Source organism: Pseudomonas sp. MF6751, from assembly GCF_016613265.1.
GTDB classification, from domain to species: Bacteria; Pseudomonadota; Gammaproteobacteria; order Pseudomonadales; family Pseudomonadaceae; genus Aquipseudomonas; species Aquipseudomonas fluorescens_BV.
In genome coordinates this window covers 1-15,724 of the sequence record NZ_JAENSV010000072.1, presented here as the reverse complement: position 1 = coordinate 15,724, position 15,724 = coordinate 1, and the positions used below count along the sequence as shown (strand labels likewise).

Below are 15,724 nucleotides of genomic sequence, written 5' to 3'. Positions count from 1 at the left end.
GCTGAAGCCTTGAGCTTGACTGAGTTGAATGATGGCGCGCTCTTCGACGCTGAGTTCGGAATAGGACATAGGGGCAGCACCGTACCGGAAAGGTCAGGTGTTGCACTCAGTTTTCGCGGCCGCCGATGCTTACTATTTTTGCGTTTGCGTACCCGCCGTGAATACCAAGGTCTCCAGCAACCCCTCACCCTCAGGGCTTTCCCGGCCAAACAAGGAGAGGATGTTTCAAGTGGTTCAGCGGTTCAGGAACCCAAGCAGGTCTTCATTGAGCTGTTGAGCGTGGGTCACGGCAAACCCGTGCGGCGCATCCTTGTACACCTTCAGTTGTGCGCCCTCGATCATCTGCGCCGCGACTTTGCCGGTGGTGTCGAACGGCACGATCTGGTCGCCGTCGCCATGAATCACCAGGGTCGGCACGTCGATTTTGGCCATGTCCGGGCGGAAGTCGGTTTGCGAAAACGCGGTGACGCAATCCACGGTGGATTTGAGCGACGCGAGCATGGCGATCTGCAGGGTCTGGCTGAGCACACCCTCCGAAACGTGCTGGCCTTTATTGAGACCGAAGAACGGCGTATTGAAGTCGCTGATGAACTGCGCACGATCCTTCAACAGGCCGGCCTTGATGCCATCGAACACCTCGCCAGGCACGCCTTGGGGGTAGTCGGCTTGCTGGCCGAAGATCGGCGTGACCGCGCCCAACAACACCAGGCCGGCGACACGGGCACTGCCGTGGCGGGCGATGTAGCGCGCCACGTCACCGCCACCCATGGAGAAGCCCACCAGGGTCACGTCCTGCAGGTCCAGGTGTTCGATCAACTGGGCGATATCGTCAGCGAAGGTGTCGTAGTCGTTACCGGTCCAGGGCTGGTCCGAGCGGCCAAAACCACGACGGTCAAAGGCAATGGTGCGAAAGCCACGGCTGCTCAGGTATTCCATCTGGTATTCCCACATGTCCGCATCCAGCGGCCAGCCGTGGCTGAACAGCACGGGCTTACCGCTGCCCCAGTCCTTGAAGTAGATCTGGGTACCGTCTTTGGCAACGAATGTGCTCATCTGAAACTCCTTGCAGGGCTGAAAAAGGGCGGCGTAGAAACCACCTCACTATTGCCGTAAACCTGTGTCCAGGCTTGTATGGATGTGCTTGTCTCACCAACTGAACTTGAGCTCCATGCCCAGGTAATTGCTGTCGTGCCCACCAGCATCACGCAGGGTCTGGCCGACCGTGTAGTGCACCGCCTCGACCGCACCGCTGAGGTTGGGCGTAAAGGCGTAGTCGGTGCGCAGTTGAGCGTAGGCGCCGGTCCAGCGCTCACCTTGGCCCGCCGTGCCAGCCACGGCCAGGTTGGGCTGGGTGTAGACGGCGTCTGCGGTGGTCTGCCGCCACAGTAGGCCGACAGCGGTTTGCACGCCGAGCTTGGCGAGGGGCTTGACGGTAATCGACGGCTTGACGTGGATCAGGTTGCTGTAGCCCGTATAGCCCGCCAGGGAAAAGTAATAGCCATTGGGGAACAGCGGGTTGAAGGTGCCGACCCGGCCGTCACCGGCCTGGCGGTCACCGGAAGCGATATCCAGTTGCAGGCCGATACGCGGCTTCCAGGCCAGCGTGTCAAAGGTGTAGCCGGTGCGGCTGCCACCGGCCCAGGCGCGAATCGTCTTGCTGCCCACCGAGCCGCGTTGCAGCATGGCTTCGACGTCCCAGTCGAACCCCTGGGCTGCGCCACCGAGGCGGGCGTCCAGCAACTGGCGCGTCTCTTCGCCGTCGGCGTCCAGGTAATGAGCGGCGCTGCGCTCGTACACGCCGTAATAGGCCGACAACTCATTGGTTCCGCCCACCAGCCGCTCGACCCGTAGCATGTGGAAGCGCGCGTCGCTGTTGGACTTGTCGTCGAAATGCCGGCCATCCTGGTACTGCACCGGTTGGCTGGCAATCCCGATAAAGCGCCATTGCGGCGTTTCCCAGTCCGCCCACAACGCATCGAAGGACTGCCGCACATTCGGGCCGTCCCGTGACGAGATGAAACGCTGCAAGTCGAAGGCGAAATCCTGGCGGCCAGCCCGTGCCTTGAAGGTGCCAGCGCTGAAGGTCTTCACGTATTCGGCAAAGGCCAGGCGCAGGTCGACGCGGTTCTGGTCGGCACCGCCAATGGTGGTCTTGTCATAGGCCCGCACATCTTCCAACTGGGTGAACAGCCGCCAGTGCTCGTTCAGGTGCAAGTCGGCGTGCACCTGAAAGCGCTGGATCAGGTAGCGGTCACGCGGTACATCCCGCACGCCGAACCCGCTGGCGTCGTTCATCTCGAAGCGTTCACGCAAGGTGGCGCCCAACGACAAGTAGGAGAACGGGTTGGCGGCGGACAGTGGGATGTACTTGAGGTTGTCCAGCGGTTGCGTGCGCAATACCGGGTCCTTGAGCACAGACCAGTCTTCCTGCCAGCGGTTGGCCTTGATCGCCGGGCGTACCGGTTGGTCGTCGGCCTGCACGCTGCCAGCAAGCAACGGCCACAGCACAGCCAGGCTCCAGCCTGCGTGACGAATCATTTTGCCGCGCTGAGTTGGTGGATTTCTGCGACATAACCGCCCGGGAACTCCACCAACGCACTGCGCCGACCTTTGCTGTCGAATGCCGGCACCAGCACTCTGGCGCCAGACCCGCTGGCCTTGCCCAGGGTAGCGGCGAGGTCGTTGACCTGATAACCGGTGGTGTCGTGGCCGAACGGGTAGGGCAGTTGGCCGTTGGTGACCAGCACCGCCATGCGCCCGAACGGCGATTCGATCTCGACGCGGCGGTAGTGGCCGCCGGCTTGGCCGACATCAACCCCTGGGGCGTGCTTGTCGTCGCTCACTACCTTGCCGTGGGAGAAACCCAGGAACGCCTTGATAAACCGCTCGGCGCTGTCGTTGGAAACATACACACGGTTTTCCGGCACGGTTTCGAAGGCGGTGTAATCCGGGGTCTTGGTGTGCCAGTAGAGCTGCATGTTCACACCGCCCGGCCATTGCACCACGGCATCACGGCCGATGGGGTCGGGGAAATCGCTGACGATCACATCGGCGCCATTGTCCCGCGCGGCCTTGAGGGCGATGTCCATGTCCTTGACCAGATAGCCGTTGCGTTCCTGGCCGAACGGGTGAGGCACGGGGGTGGTAAAGCTGAACAACGACACGGTTCCCGCCGGGGTCTGGAGCAATTGCGAGGTGGTGCTGCTCGGCACCGGCAGCACGTTGACCACGACCTGGGGCGTGCTTTTGCCGCCGAAGGTGGCGAGGAAACTCTGGGCAAAACGGTCCACATCGGCCGGTGCCACATACACATGGCTGGTGTCGTACTGCGGCGCCACGGCCACGTTCGGGGTGGCGGCAAACGCGTTGCTCATCATCGCACTTGCCAGCAGCGTCAATGCCAGCGATACCTTGGTTGCTGTGTTACCCATGCCCGTTCTCCAGCGCTTCTGAGGGTTCGAAAGCCGTGAGGTTAGGGGGGCAGGGCGGTGGGGAATTGTATGGACGTGCTCGGTTGAACGTTTCAGCTACGCGGTCCAGACAGCCGACGCTTGTCTACCTGACGCCCCTCAATCCAAATGTGGAAGCTGGCTTGCCTGAAATGACGGCCTGCCAGCCGACTCTTCTCTAGCTGACACCCCACGATCAAACTGTGGGAGCTGGCTTGCCTGCGAAGGCGGCCTGACAGTCACTGCATCTATCACTGCACGACCGCTTTCGCAGGCAAGCCAGCTCCCACATTTGATCTTCGTTGCTTTGGGCATTGCGTTCGTTTAACTGTGCGGCATTGTGGCTGCCCACACATTTGGATCGCGGGGCATCGGTTAAACAGCCTTTATCTGTCAGGCCACCATAATGATCTTCGACACCAACTCCACCACCGTCTTGGCCTGAAGCTTCTTCATCAACCGCGCCCGGTGCACCTCAACGGTGCGGTGGGAGATCGCCAGGCGCAGGGCAATTTCTTTGGATTTGAACCCGTTGACGATGTGCATGGCGATTTCCCGCTCCCGGGGCGTGAGGTCGCCGGTGCCCTGGTGCATGCGGTCCAGGCGTTCGAAGTGCCAGATCATCAGTTTGAATGGGTCTTTGGGGGTGAGGGTGTAGCCGTGGGACTTGGCCCAGAACACTTCGCCGTTGTGGTGCTGCATGAAGCGTTCATCGGAATAAAAGCCGTTGTCGCTGTCGAGCAGCCAGTCATGGCTGCGCTTGCCGATGGCGTGGTAGTCGGCCTGGGACGGGTAGATCAGCAGGGTCAGCTGGTTGACCAGTGCGTCGCGCGTATAGCCGAACAGCTTCAGGAAAGCGTCGTTGCAGTCGAGAATCACGCGGTCGCTGGTGACGATCTGCGGGGCAGGGGACAGCTTGAACGCCAGGCGTTCGAGGTCGGGAAATTGCTGGGCTAGCGCGGTCATGGGGCATCCTGCCTCGTTGTTCAATGCCCTGGGGCGCTACTTACCCGTGTAAGTAGTTACACGAATTGGCGCACGATCAGGGGTGGGTCATTGTAAGTAAAGTCCGAATCAAGAACAGAAGAAATTGATTATGCCTGCTGATTGCGTCTCTATTGTTGCCGCTGGTCACTCCCGCTTTGGTCGCCTGGAAGGCACGACGCTGGAAGACCTGATCGTCCAGGTGACCCGGCAAGCCCTGAGCGACGCCGAGATTGACGCGTCGCAAATCGATGCGTTGTTCCTCGGCCATTTCAACTCGGGGCTGGTGCCCGACGGGTTTGCCGCCTCATTGCTATTGCAAGCCGACCCCGGGCTGCGCTTCAAACCGGCTACCCGCTGTGAAAACGCCTGTGCGTCCGGCTCGGCGGCGATCCAGGCGGGGGTCAATGCGATCCTCTCCGGCAGTGCTGAGCTGGTGCTGGTGGTGGGCGCCGAGAAGATGACCCACACCAGCACCGCCGCGGTCACCCAAGCCTTGGCCGGGGCCGGCTACCAGAACGACCCGGCCGAAGCCGGCCTGAGTTTCCCCCAGTTGTTCGGCCGCGCCGCCCGCCAATACGCCGAGCGTTATCACTGCCCGCTGGGCTCGATGGCGGCCATCGCTACCAAAAACCACTCCAATGCCATGGCCAACCCGCTGGCGCAGATGCATCGGGAGATGAATTTCGAACACTGCAACAACGTGTCCCAAAGCAACCCGTTCGTGGCTGACTCCTTGCGCCTGACCGATTGCTCGCTGATCAGCGATGGCGCCGCCGCGATCATCCTCGCCTCGCCCAAACGTGCGCGGGCGTTCCGTCGCGAGGTGCAAATCCGGGCGATGACCCAGGTCAACGACACCTTGCCCATCGCCCAGCGCGACATTCTGGCCTTTGAGGGCCCGCAACGCGCGATCCATGCAGCGCTGCGCGGGGCGAATGTGACCCTGGCTGACCTGAGCTTCGCCGAAGTGCACGACTGCTTCACCATTGCCGAGTTGCTGATCTATGAAGCCATGGGCCTGGCGCCCAAGGGCGAAGGCCATCGCGTGCTCGACAGCGGCGTGGTGCGCGCCGGCGGGCGCTTGCCGGTGAACCTTTCCGGCGGGCTCAAGGCCAAGGGGCATCCCGTCGGCGCCACGGGGGTGTCCATGCATGCCTTGGCGTTCCGGCAATTGACCGGCGAGCCGATTGGCCTGGCGGTGCCCAACCCGGAGTTCGGCCTGGTGTTCAACATGGGCGGTATGGCGGTGGCCAACTACGCCTCGGTCCTGCAGGCACGCCGGAGCTGAGTCATGAACATTGCCAACTGGCTGCACGACACCCAGCGTCGGGCCCCGCAACGCCCGGCATTGTTCGACGGCAGCGTGCAAGTGGCCGACTACGCCACCTTCGCCGCCCACGTACGGCAACGCGCTGCGCATCTGGTGGAGCAGCATGGCCTGGTGCCGGGAGACGCGGTGGCGCTGCTGATGAAAAACAGCTGCGACTACCTGGAACTGCTCTACGCCATCTGGTGGATGGGCGGGGTGGCGGTGCCGATCAACGCCAAGCTGCACCCCAGCGAAGCGGCGTGGATTGCCGATAATGCCGAGGTGCGGTTGATCTTTACCGACGGCGGCCAGGTGTTTTCATCGCGGGATTTGCCCGCGCATTGCACGGAATTGGACGGCCACCCGCTGCCGCCCAGCCATGGTTGGCCCAGCCTGGAACAGCCGGTGCCCCGCCAGGATCACGACCTCGCCTGGCTGTTCTACACTTCTGGCACCACCGGGCGTTCCAAGGGCGTGATGCTGTCCCACGGTAACCTGATCGCCATGTCGCTGTGCTACGCCACGGATGTCGATCAAGTGAGCGCCGACGATGCGGCGCTGTATGCCGCGCCTATGTCTCACGGCGCCGGCCTGTACAACTTCATCCATGTGCGCTGCGGCGCCCGCCATGTGGTGCCGGCCTCCCATGGCTTCGATGCCGCCGAGCTGTTCGGGCTGGCCGAGCACATGGGCCAGGTGTCGCTGTTTGCTGCGCCGACCATGGTCAAGCGCATGGTCGAACAGGCCCGGCGCCAGGATTATCACGGCGCCGGCATCAAGACCATCGTCTACGGCGGCGGCCCCATGTACCTCGCCGACCTGCGCGAAGCAGTCGACACCTTCGGCCCGCGCCTGGTGCAGATCTACGGCCAGGGCGAGAGCCCGATGACCATCAGCGTCTTGCCCCGCGCCTTGATCGCCGAGCGACAGCGTCCCGACTGGGCCACCCTGGCCGCCTCGGTGGGCCACGCGCAAGCCTGTGTCGAGATCCGCATTCTCGATGCCGAGCACCAGCCACTGCCCACCGGCCTACGCGGTGAAATCGCGGTGCGTGGCGCCACGGTGATGCAAGGCTACTGGCGCAACCCGCAGGCCACGTGCCAGACGCTGGTGGACGGTTGGCTGCTGACCGGCGACATCGGCTACCTCGACCCGGCCGGCTACCTGACCCTGACGGATCGCTCCAAGGACGTGATCATCAGTGGCGGCAGCAACGTGTACCCCCGTGAAGTCGAGGAAGTGCTGGCCCAGCATCCCGAGGTGTTCGAAGTGTGCGTGGTGGGCGAGCCCGACGCGCAATGGGGTGAGTCGGTGGTGGCCTTCGTGGTGACCCGCAGTGGCCAGCCGCTGGACGAAGGCGAGCTGACGGCGTGGTTCCTGGCGCGCATGGCCTCGTTCAAAAAGCCGAAAAAATATGTGTGGCGCAGCGACTTGCCGAAGAATAGCTACGGCAAGATTCTCAAGACCGACTTGCGACATTGGCTGCAAACCGCGAGTATCGCCGCGCTTTAACATGGATCGATAATCAGACAAGGAGTCCCCACGATGGGCAATCCCGCACAAGACACCGTCCGCAAGCGCCGCCGTGCGTTTCTGGGCGCCACCTCCGGCCACTTGATCGAGTGGTACGACTACGGCGTGTATGGCTTTCTCGCGGTCTATATCGGCCAGGCGTTCTTCGTCTCCGATGACCCCACCACCAGCTTGTTGGCCAGCTTTGCCGCGTTTGCGCTGAGCTTTTTTATCCGCCCTTTGGGTGGGCTGTTCTTCGGCCCGCTGGCAGACAAGATCGGCCGGCGCAAAACCCTGATCATGGCGCTGGTGATGATGACCGGTTCCACGGTGATGCTGGGCCTGTTGCCGACCTACGCCAGCCTGGGCATCGCCGCACCGATCCTGCTGATCCTGGTGCGCTGCGTGCAGGGCTTCTCGGCGGGCGGCGAAATCGGTACCGTCACCAGCTTCATCTCTGAATACGCCGGCCCCGGTCGCCGTGGCTTTGCCACCTGCTGGCTGATGGTCACCGCCGTGCTCGGCCTGCTGCTCGGTGGCGCCGTGGCCAATGGCATGACCTGGGTGCTGGGCGCCGAGGTCATGCAGGAATGGGCCTGGCGCGTACCGTTCCTGATCGCCGCACCCCTGGGCTTTATTTCCATGTACATCCGCCTCAAGCTCGAAGACAGCCCTGAGTTCCTGGCCCTGCAACGCGCCGGGCAAACTTCGCGGGCGCCGCTGCGCGAGGTCTGGCAGTGGAAGCGGGCGATTGCCCTGGTGTTCTTTATCATCACCTTGCACAGCTCGATCTTTTACCTGGTGCTGACCTTCGCCTCGACCTACATGGCCAAGATCCTCAAGTTCGACAGCGGCACCACCTTGCTCTACGTGTTCGTCGCCAGCTTCTCGGCGGCTTTCGTGATGCCGTTTGGCGGGGCCTTTACCGATAAATACGGGCGCAAGCCGTTCCTGATGGTGATCGGCACGCTGGCGACCCTGGCGATGTTCTGGCTGTTCAAATCCGCCCCGACCGCCACCCCGGCGACCTTCTTCGCGCCGTTGATGGCGGTGGCGATTCTGTTCGGGCTGTACGCGTCGTCAACCTATGCGTTGATGAGTGAGCTGTTGCCGACGCGGATTCGCTCCACTGGGATTGCCGTGGCGTATAACGTGCCCGTCGCGGTGTTTGGCGGCAGTGCGCCGTTGATTTCCACCTGGTTGATCAAGGTGACAGGCGACATTACTTCGCCGTGGTATTTCTATGTAGCGACCGGGGTGGTGTCGTTGGTAGCGCTGGTGTTGTTGCGCAAGGAGGACTTCGTGGTCGGTGCCACGCCTAGGGTGGCGTCTGCGAAAACGGCGCTGGCCTGACGCCGTGTTTGCATATTGGTAATCAAACGGCAGGGTTGTGTTGGCAAACCTGCCGCAACAGGCTATCGGGCTGAATTGGCTGGCAACACGTGGGCCGCGTCCAGGGCAGGGTAGGAGTAATGTGGCCGGTAATCGACAAGTTCTTGAACCATCTCAGGCTCTTTCTGGGTGCCAATATTGAATCGCAGCAGCGTTCCTGATGTCTTTTCCACCGTATTAAGGTGGTTGTTCTTGGCAAAATCCAACTTCACTTTCGAGTCAGCGAGCAACTTTATGTCGCGTGGAGAAAGCGTGGGGTATTTCGCTTTGAATTCCCGATAGTACGTTTTGAACAGGCCCGTTGGGTCTTTGCCCAAAAAATAATCCATGTGCACAGGACCTGCGAATGACTTGGTGGGTATGTTGGTCAGGTTGGAGATTTCATCACCCAGCGAGTTCGGGCCGTTTGCGCCGGAATAGCAGACGCGAAGCACAATGTTTTTATATTTGCTGAAGTCAATTTTTTCCGCACGAAGTTTATTGACGATGTCTTGCGCCGAATAGAACTTGCCGTTTGCGCCTACGACTTTCGCGGGCTCTCCGGTGGCCGGTTCAGTCCCATGTCCGAATATATTGAGTCGTGGGGCGCCTTTGTAAATATCCTCGAAGGTTTGTATGTCGCCATCGATGGCCTTGAAACCCCTCCATGGACCGCCCAACCGAATCACTTCACGTAATGCTGACTCAGGCGAAGGCGCCGCCGGTAAATCACCTACGCGTGTTTCCTGCGCTACCGTATGAATGGCCGCGACTCCAGTACGTGAGGAGGTTTGAGTGGGGTGTGCTCTTGCGAGGTGAAGCATTAACATCGCTATGTTGATGAATAAATCTGTTGCGGCTGCTTCTTTGTTTCCTTCCCTGCTCCCGGTAAGCGTCTTGATATCACTTATGATGCTGTCTGCCTGAAACGGCATACCGATTAAAAAGGCACTCTCTGGCATGAACAGAAATGCCGTATTGAGTAATAGGCCTGCCCCTTCTTTAATCCTTTCCCAGCGACTTTCCCCGTTGGATACGGCCTGGTGTTCGGCCAGCGATGTCAGCGCCCTTGAATTGGCTTCATACAAGTAGCCCATCAGTTGCCCGGTTTGCAGCTCGGACGACAGGTCATGAGTCGCCAGTGTGGGCGGCGCAGGCGTGAACACGGGCGTATATGTCGGCATATGCGGTTCGCGAAAGCCATCGTGCCTGTAGACGGCGCGGGTTGTCTCATCAGGCAGCCAGGCAAGAATGTCTTTTTGTAGTTCCTTCTGTGTCTGGACAGACTCCATTAGCGCCTGGCGCGAAGGAAACTGCAGCAGGGGGGCGCTGGAATTCAACGGGCGATAAAGAATGTGCGGGCCGACTGTGATGTCCTTGGGTTCGATCAGGAACATGTTTTCGACCACATCGGGCACCGCGCCGGGCAGGCGCATGAGCGCCAACGGGCGCACGGTGATTTCGTTGCCATTGACGAACTTCTTCCCTGGCGTTGGATCCAGTATTGCCTGGAGGTAACGAAAACCCATGGCGTTATCGAAGCCAGCCTCGCCTTTGGCCGTCAGTTCCAGGGCCCTCATTTTCAGTTCAATCGGGACTTGCTCGGCGAACAGCGCTTGGCGCCTGGCTTTTTTTTCAGGATCGTCGAGCAGCTCGCGCCTGACTAATTCGGGGTAGTTCTTGCCGGCATCGATTTGCTGAATCAGCTTACCCAGTTCGCCCTCTTTTCCGAGCTTGGCTAGATGAATGCCCGTCGGTTTGTGACGCACCTCCACCCGACCTTGTGGTAATCCTGAAAGGTTGCGTACGAAGGTTTCGATGAAAGACAGGGTGGTGGTTTGGGTTGATCCGAATCCGCTGGCCGGGGCGCCATAGGGCGTGTGAAAGATGACTTCCAGATCCTTGATGTCATAGTGAAAGGGTGGAGGGTCGAGGGCTTTGATCTGATCCTGGATATAAGTGCTAATGTCCGGAATATCACTGCCAAAGCTCTTGCCCTTGTGCCGGCGCTCGAAGCCCGCCATCTCCAGAAGCAGGTCATGGTAAATAAAGCGATCGGCATCGGAGGCGGTTTTTGACCATTCGGGACGCTTGAGCCCGGACTCTTGGGATGGTCGCGCCACGATCAGCGCGGGATCAGTGTCGGCGTTGGCGTCCCCGTTGTTAATCATGACGTTCGCTTGCAGGTAGAACGCATCAGCGTCGAAGGCTTTCAGGCTGGGCTTGTCGGTGCGGGTCGGTGGTTGCGCCTCGGGGTTTTGCTGTTCCCAGGCCTGCTGGGCTGCATCCAGGGAAGCATAAGGGGTAACCTTTCCGCTGGGTTCGCACATCAGCACAGCGAGGGTGCGGTCCCCAGCCTTGCGTTCGATGAACAGGTTAGGGGTTTGAACGTTCGGGCTGTCTGGGTTGGCCGGGTCAGTGCGGACCATGAAGTGAATGGTTGTCTTGGAGTTGTCTGTGGGGTTGAGGTGCCCGTGGGGAAACCTTGCTACCGTATCCAGTGTTTCGCGCTGTATGTCATTGAGACCTGGGGATTTTAAACTGGCCAGGCGCAGGTTGCTGTGCAGCAGTTGGCCGAGCATTGACCGGCGACTACCCGCGTAAATCGGGGTGACAGCGAGCGCTGTGTCGGCACTCAGCCCAGGGGCCGGCTCATTGAACGGCGGCTCATTCCAATACGTGATCTTTGCCGCTCGAAGCGTTTCGTTCAGCTTGCCGGGCAACTCGCTCATAGCCTTCTGTAGCGCTGACCTATCGATAGGAAGTGCAGTACCCGCAGGTTTGCCGGTACGGGCGAGCACGTCCTCGCGCGTATCGACGAATTTGCCAGCGCTGTCGAAAACCGGCGCGGCGCCTCCAGCGACATGGCTGATGATCATTTCCATCAGCGGTGTTTCAATGTACTCACCTGGATTGTCCGGATCGGGAACGGCGAACGCCAACTGCTCCACATCGAGGTTCAATGACGCATCGATGGCGTCCTTGAGTAATCCCGATACGACCGACTGCAACCCGGGCTCTGCGTTAAACAGACGGTGGGCGATGTCGCTCACAGGGCTGGCGACGGGCGGCTTGGCGGTGGTTACCGGCGCAGGCGCTTGAACGACAGTAGGTGTTGGAGGGGTTGTGATGCCTGCAAGTGTTTGTAGGGCTGCCTGCTGCAGTTCGCGAATCCCACGCGAGGTGTCAGCAGAAGGGTTGTTTTTTTTCAAGGAGGGGAAGCCATCGCGGATGAGCCCTGCGACTTGTTCGAGCCACTTCTGCTCTGAGCCGGTTTCCCGAGTCACGCCGTAAAAGTCCAGCATCATAGAGAGATCCAGCGCTTGCTGGGTACGAACGGGCCCCTCGTAGACCGAGCCGCTTCTCCCATATTTGCGGGCCGCGCTTGAAATGTCGGGTTCGAGGGCCGCCCATTGGGGGCAAGTCGACGTGCGCAAAACAATCGATTTACGGCTGCCGTCAGGGTTTCGTACGTAGCCTTCCAACTGGCCTGTCGGCAAGTGGATAAACAAGGATGAAACCTCGAGATTATGTTCTTTCGCAAACGCCAGGAAAGCGGGGCTGGAGAAGCATTTGCCGAACTCCTGGCGTGTGTGTGCGTAGGTTGAGTCGTCAGGCACATTCAAGAAGGGGAGAAAGGTTAGCGACTGATCATCAATGCGCCTTTGATAGCCGATCCTCGTAAGGATTCTGGCACACTCCCGTGCCACTTCCCGATCAGCCGCCTCGACGCGTTCGGCGGGCGTCGGTGTGCGACTGGAGTCGGCAAGTGTGCCGCTGCGTTCAAAGGTGGCTTCGGTGATCGTCTCCTTCACGCTGCGTTGTGCTTGCCTGGCACGCAAGGTCTGTTGCGAGATGTCCAATGGCAGAGGGCCGTTGGGGATGAACAGAGAGGGGAATGTATCGGCGTCCTGGAGTGCCGCGATCACGGCCCGCGGATTACGCGTAAGCTCGGTTCTAGCGATAGCGTAGAAGTCTCCCACCAGGTAACTGGGAGGCGTGCTTTCGCCGGTGTAGCGGAACCAGGTTGTCGACGGGGCGCCCAGCTCTCTGGCCGCTGCGGCGACGTCCGCCGATGCCTGTGACCAGCCAGGGGTGAACTCCGTGAAGCTGTTGGGGGAGCCATTGATCATGCACGTCATGGTTCCCTCTTGAGGGTTCCAACTGAAGTTGGACAGGTCGATGTGATGGGCTTTGGCAAAGGTTGCAAACGGCTCTGCCCTGAGCGCCTGGTTAAAACGTGCCCACGCTTGGCCGAAGCTGGAAAAAGGCGGAACCTGGGTGAGGGTCGGGGCGGTGAGTGACTGCCTGTTGGTTGTGAGCTCCTCAGCGACCTGGCCCATCAATGCCGCGCTGAGCTGCTGTGCCAGCTCGGCATCACTCTTTTCCACCAACGTGCTGACTTGTCCTTGAGTGAGCAGAAATTGAGGCGAACTTGGGGCGCGTCTTGAAACGGGCTCGGATCGACCAGGATTTTCCGGCTGCTGAGCAATGTCATACTTCAGCCTTTCATCCGGGTTGACCGGCCACGCAAAGGTGCCTGTTGGCGTTTGTTGCGAAGATGAGGGTGGAACATGGTTCGTGGCTGCCGGGATCGTCATGGAAGTCTCCGTCTATCGTTATGAAAAGCTCGCCTTCTGTGGCGAATTTTCGTGGCTTTTCTGTACGAAGGTGTTCCGTATCCACTTAATACGAAGGGTTACAGCCGCTGATGCGGGGAGCCGTCATGTGTCACAGTCCTTTGCCTGTTCGTTGTGACAGGTTGAAATACGGCGCCGTTTTCCCTGCGCCGCGTCCCTGAACAGAGTGAGGTGCCTATGCAAGCAACCCGATTGACACTCGTATGTCATGCCGTGACACCCTTGCAAAAGCAGGGGCGGTTTCCCGATGACGAATCGTTGCTGATGGATTGGCAGAATGCGCGGCTGTCACTGGCGGATCGGTTCCGCAAAAGTGTGCGCCTGATATGCGGGCCCGAAGCGCGGACTCGCCAGACGGCGACGTTGTTCGGTGACCACGCCGTGGTTGAGCCCGCGTTACGCGATGGCGATTTTGGCCATTGGAAGGGGCAGGACACTGCCCAGCTTGATCGTGATGAATTGATGACTTGGCTCACCGACAGCGCCAGTGCCCCCCATGGCGGCGAGTCGGTGGACCACATTTGCGCGCGCGTGGGCGAATGGATGAGGTCACTGGAGTGCCAACCCGGCCATGTGGTGGCCGTTACACATCCCTTGGTCATCCGCGCTGCAATGCTGTACGTCATGCAATTTCCAGTATCGATGTTCTACCTGATCGATGTCGAACCGCTGTCGCGTACCGAGCTGCGTTTCAACGCGGTCTGGCGCCTGCGCCTGGAAACTCACGCCTGATGCGTTGATCATGGCAAAATCCACGCCCCGCACTGAGAGCAACCCATGAAACGCATCCTGATCATCGGCATTGGCGCCGGCAACCCCGACTACATCACGATGCAGGCCGTGAAGGCGCTGAACCGTACCGACGTGTTCTTCCTGATGGACAAGGGCCAGAGCAAGGACAAGCTGATCGACCTGCGCCGGGAAATCTGCGACACCTACATCACCGAGCCCGGCTACCGTTTTGTCGAGGCCGACTGCCCGGAGCGTGTGCGCGGTGAAATCGACTACACCACCGCTGTGCAAGACCTCAACCGCGATAAGCAGCAGACCTTCGAACGCATGATCAACGAAGAAATGGCTGACGGTGAGGTGGGTGCGTTCCTGGCCTGGGGCGACCCGGCGCTGTACGACAGCACCATCCGCATCTTGCAGGCGATTCTTGCCAGTGGTCGCTGTGTCTTCGAGTTTGAAGTGATCCCCGGCATCACCAGCGTGCAAGCCCTGGCGGCGCAGCATAAGGTGGCGCTCAACCGTATTGGCAAGTCCATCGAAATCACCACTGGGCGCCGGTTGGCGGCGGGGCAGGCGAGTGATGCCGATACCCTGGTGGTCATGCTCGACGCCGAAGATTCCTACCGCAGTGTGGCGGATCAGGACCTGGATATTTACTGGGGCGCCTACCTGGGCACCCCGGACGAGATCCTGATCAGCGGTAAAGTGGCGCACGTGGCAGAAGAGATCGAACGGGTACGCAAGGCGGCGCGCCTCGAAAACGGCTGGATCATGGACACCTATTTGTTGCGCAAACCCTGAGGTAAACCCGATGCTTAAACAGCTTGCCCTCGCCTTGGCCCTGGTGGCCGGCGCCGCTCATGCCGACTCCGGCTTGCACACCGACTTGCCGTTGTCCTACCTGGAACAGACCCAGGGCGATGCGCGCAACCAGCCGCTGGTGATCTTCCTGCATGGGTTTGGCAGCAACGAGGAAGATCTGTTTGGCATCAAGGACGCGTTGCCGTCCACCTGGACCTACCTGTCGGTGCGCGCGCCGCTGCCGGTGGAGCCGCAAGGTTATCGTTGGTTTACCAAGACCGATGAGCCTGAGTACAACGGCGAGACCGATGAACTGTTCAGCAGCGCCCGGCTGATCAAGGACTTTGTGCTCAAGGCTACCGCCAAGTACCACACCCAAAGTGATCGGGTATTCCTGGTGGGGTTCAGCCAGGGTGCGATCATGTCCTATGAAGTGGCCTTGCGTGAACCTGACTTGGTACGTGGTATCGCTGCGCTCAGTGGCAGCGTGCTACCGGTGCTCAGGTCTGCGCTCAAACCTGATGCGTCCATGGGCAAGCTGGCGATCTTTATCGGCCATGGCACTTTGGATCAGGCGCTGCCCTTCAACTCGGCCACACGGGCGAACGAGTTGCTGGCGGGGTTGGGGCTCAAGCCGGAGTTTCATGAGTACCCGGGAATGAATCACACCATCAGCGCAGTGGAAGTGCAGGACTTGAAAGCCTGGCTAGAAAAAAGCCTGAAGTGAAATGCGCTTGAACATGTGGGAGCTGGCTTGCCTGCGATGGCCATAGGTATCTACACAACTTCGGCACGAGACGCTAAATCTGTGGCGAGGGAGCTTGCTCCCGTGACGGCCTGGCAGCCGACACAGATATAACTGATGCCCCGCGATCCAATGTGGGAGCTGGCTTGCCTGCGAAGACGGCCTGACAGTCAACACA

Annotated in this window: 11 protein-coding genes; 6 read left to right on the top strand and 5 right to left on the bottom strand. The window is 60.3% G+C overall.

Annotation, left to right across the window (positions count from 1 at the left end; translation table 11 throughout):
- Positions 1-234: 234 nt before the first annotated feature.
- The 4 genes from JJD66_RS27055 to JJD66_RS27040 form a co-directional block, all read right to left on the bottom strand.
- Positions 235-1,053, bottom strand: a complete 819-nt coding sequence (locus JJD66_RS27055; protein ID WP_014718098.1) for an alpha/beta fold hydrolase — start codon at positions 1,051-1,053, stop codon at positions 235-237.
- A gap of 93 nt (positions 1,054-1,146) precedes the next feature.
- Complete coding sequence (locus tag JJD66_RS27050) at positions 1,147-2,538, bottom strand: alginate export family protein (RefSeq protein ID WP_200649443.1); 1,392 nt, start codon at positions 2,536-2,538, stop codon at positions 1,147-1,149.
- A complete protein-coding gene (locus JJD66_RS27045) occupies positions 2,535-3,431 on the bottom strand; it encodes a VOC family protein (protein ID WP_200649442.1) in 897 nt (298 codons plus the stop codon). Before JJD66_RS27045 ends, JJD66_RS27050 begins: the two co-directional genes overlap by 4 nt.
- A 411-nt stretch (positions 3,432-3,842) precedes the next feature.
- The gene (locus JJD66_RS27040; protein WP_003190613.1) at positions 3,843-4,415 is read right to left on the bottom strand and encodes a LuxR C-terminal-related transcriptional regulator; all 573 of its coding nucleotides are present in this window, start codon (positions 4,413-4,415) and stop codon (positions 3,843-3,845) included.
- A 130-nt stretch (positions 4,416-4,545) separates the two neighbouring features.
- On the opposite strand from JJD66_RS27040, the gene JJD66_RS27035 reads away from it, so the two are divergent.
- Genes JJD66_RS27035 through JJD66_RS27025 form a run of 3 tightly spaced genes read left to right on the top strand, consistent with a single transcriptional unit; the run spans position 4,546 to position 8,610 of the window.
- Complete coding sequence (locus JJD66_RS27035) at positions 4,546-5,724, top strand: acetyl-CoA acetyltransferase (RefSeq protein ID WP_034127302.1); 1,179 nt, start codon at positions 4,546-4,548, stop codon at positions 5,722-5,724.
- A 3-nt stretch (positions 5,725-5,727) separates the two neighbouring features.
- On the top strand, positions 5,728-7,257 hold the full coding sequence (locus tag JJD66_RS27030) for a class I adenylate-forming enzyme family protein (RefSeq protein WP_200649441.1): 1,530 nt from the start codon (positions 5,728-5,730) through the stop codon (positions 7,255-7,257).
- A gap of 33 nt (positions 7,258-7,290) precedes the next feature.
- Complete coding sequence (locus tag JJD66_RS27025; protein ID WP_034127304.1) at positions 7,291-8,610, top strand: MFS transporter; 1,320 nt, start codon at positions 7,291-7,293, stop codon at positions 8,608-8,610.
- A gap of 62 nt (positions 8,611-8,672) precedes the next feature.
- On the opposite strand, the gene JJD66_RS27020 is transcribed toward JJD66_RS27025, so the two are convergent.
- Positions 8,673-13,229 (bottom strand): DUF6543 domain-containing protein, encoded by a 4,557-nt coding sequence (locus JJD66_RS27020; RefSeq protein ID WP_200649440.1) that lies wholly within the window; start codon positions 13,227-13,229, stop codon positions 8,673-8,675.
- A gap of 216 nt (positions 13,230-13,445) precedes the next feature.
- On the opposite strand from JJD66_RS27020, the gene JJD66_RS27015 reads away from it, so the two are divergent.
- From JJD66_RS27015 to JJD66_RS27005, 3 genes are read left to right on the top strand one after another with little or no spacing between them, the layout of a single operon-like run.
- Positions 13,446-14,000: a histidine phosphatase family protein gene (locus tag JJD66_RS27015; protein WP_105226559.1), complete on the top strand. Its 555-nt coding sequence runs from the start codon at positions 13,446-13,448 to the stop codon at positions 13,998-14,000.
- 45 nt (positions 14,001-14,045) lie between these two features.
- Entirely contained in the window at positions 14,046-14,801 is a 756-nt protein-coding gene (gene cobF / locus JJD66_RS27010) for a precorrin-6A synthase (deacetylating) (RefSeq protein WP_054898541.1), read from the top strand.
- A 10-nt stretch (positions 14,802-14,811) separates the two neighbouring features.
- Positions 14,812-15,528 carry an alpha/beta hydrolase gene (locus tag JJD66_RS27005; RefSeq protein WP_200649439.1) on the top strand — a complete coding sequence of 239 codons (717 nt, stop codon included), beginning with the start codon at positions 14,812-14,814 and terminating at the stop codon, positions 15,526-15,528.
- Positions 15,529-15,724: the final 196 nt, after the last annotated feature.

Coding starts and splice junctions, on each gene's coding strand:
- JJD66_RS27055 (WP_014718098.1), bottom strand. CDS start 1,053: ATGAGCACATTCGTTGCCAAAGACGGTACCCAGATCTACTTCAAGGAC.
- JJD66_RS27050 (WP_200649443.1), bottom strand. CDS start 2,538: ATGATTCGTCACGCAGGCTGGAGCCTGGCTGTGCTGTGGCCGTTGCTT.
- JJD66_RS27045 (WP_200649442.1), bottom strand. CDS start 3,431: ATGGGTAACACAGCAACCAAGGTATCGCTGGCATTGACGCTGCTGGCA.
- JJD66_RS27040 (WP_003190613.1), bottom strand. CDS start 4,415: ATGACCGCGCTAGCCCAGCAATTTCCCGACCTCGAACGCCTGGCGTTC.
- JJD66_RS27035 (WP_034127302.1), top strand. CDS start 4,546: ATGCCTGCTGATTGCGTCTCTATTGTTGCCGCTGGTCACTCCCGCTTT.
- JJD66_RS27030 (WP_200649441.1), top strand. CDS start 5,728: ATGAACATTGCCAACTGGCTGCACGACACCCAGCGTCGGGCCCCGCAA.
- JJD66_RS27025 (WP_034127304.1), top strand. CDS start 7,291: ATGGGCAATCCCGCACAAGACACCGTCCGCAAGCGCCGCCGTGCGTTT.
- JJD66_RS27020 (WP_200649440.1), bottom strand. CDS start 13,229: ATGACGATCCCGGCAGCCACGAACCATGTTCCACCCTCATCTTCGCAA.
- JJD66_RS27015 (WP_105226559.1), top strand. CDS start 13,446: ATGCAAGCAACCCGATTGACACTCGTATGTCATGCCGTGACACCCTTG.
- cobF (WP_054898541.1), top strand. CDS start 14,046: ATGAAACGCATCCTGATCATCGGCATTGGCGCCGGCAACCCCGACTAC.
- JJD66_RS27005 (WP_200649439.1), top strand. CDS start 14,812: ATGCTTAAACAGCTTGCCCTCGCCTTGGCCCTGGTGGCCGGCGCCGCT.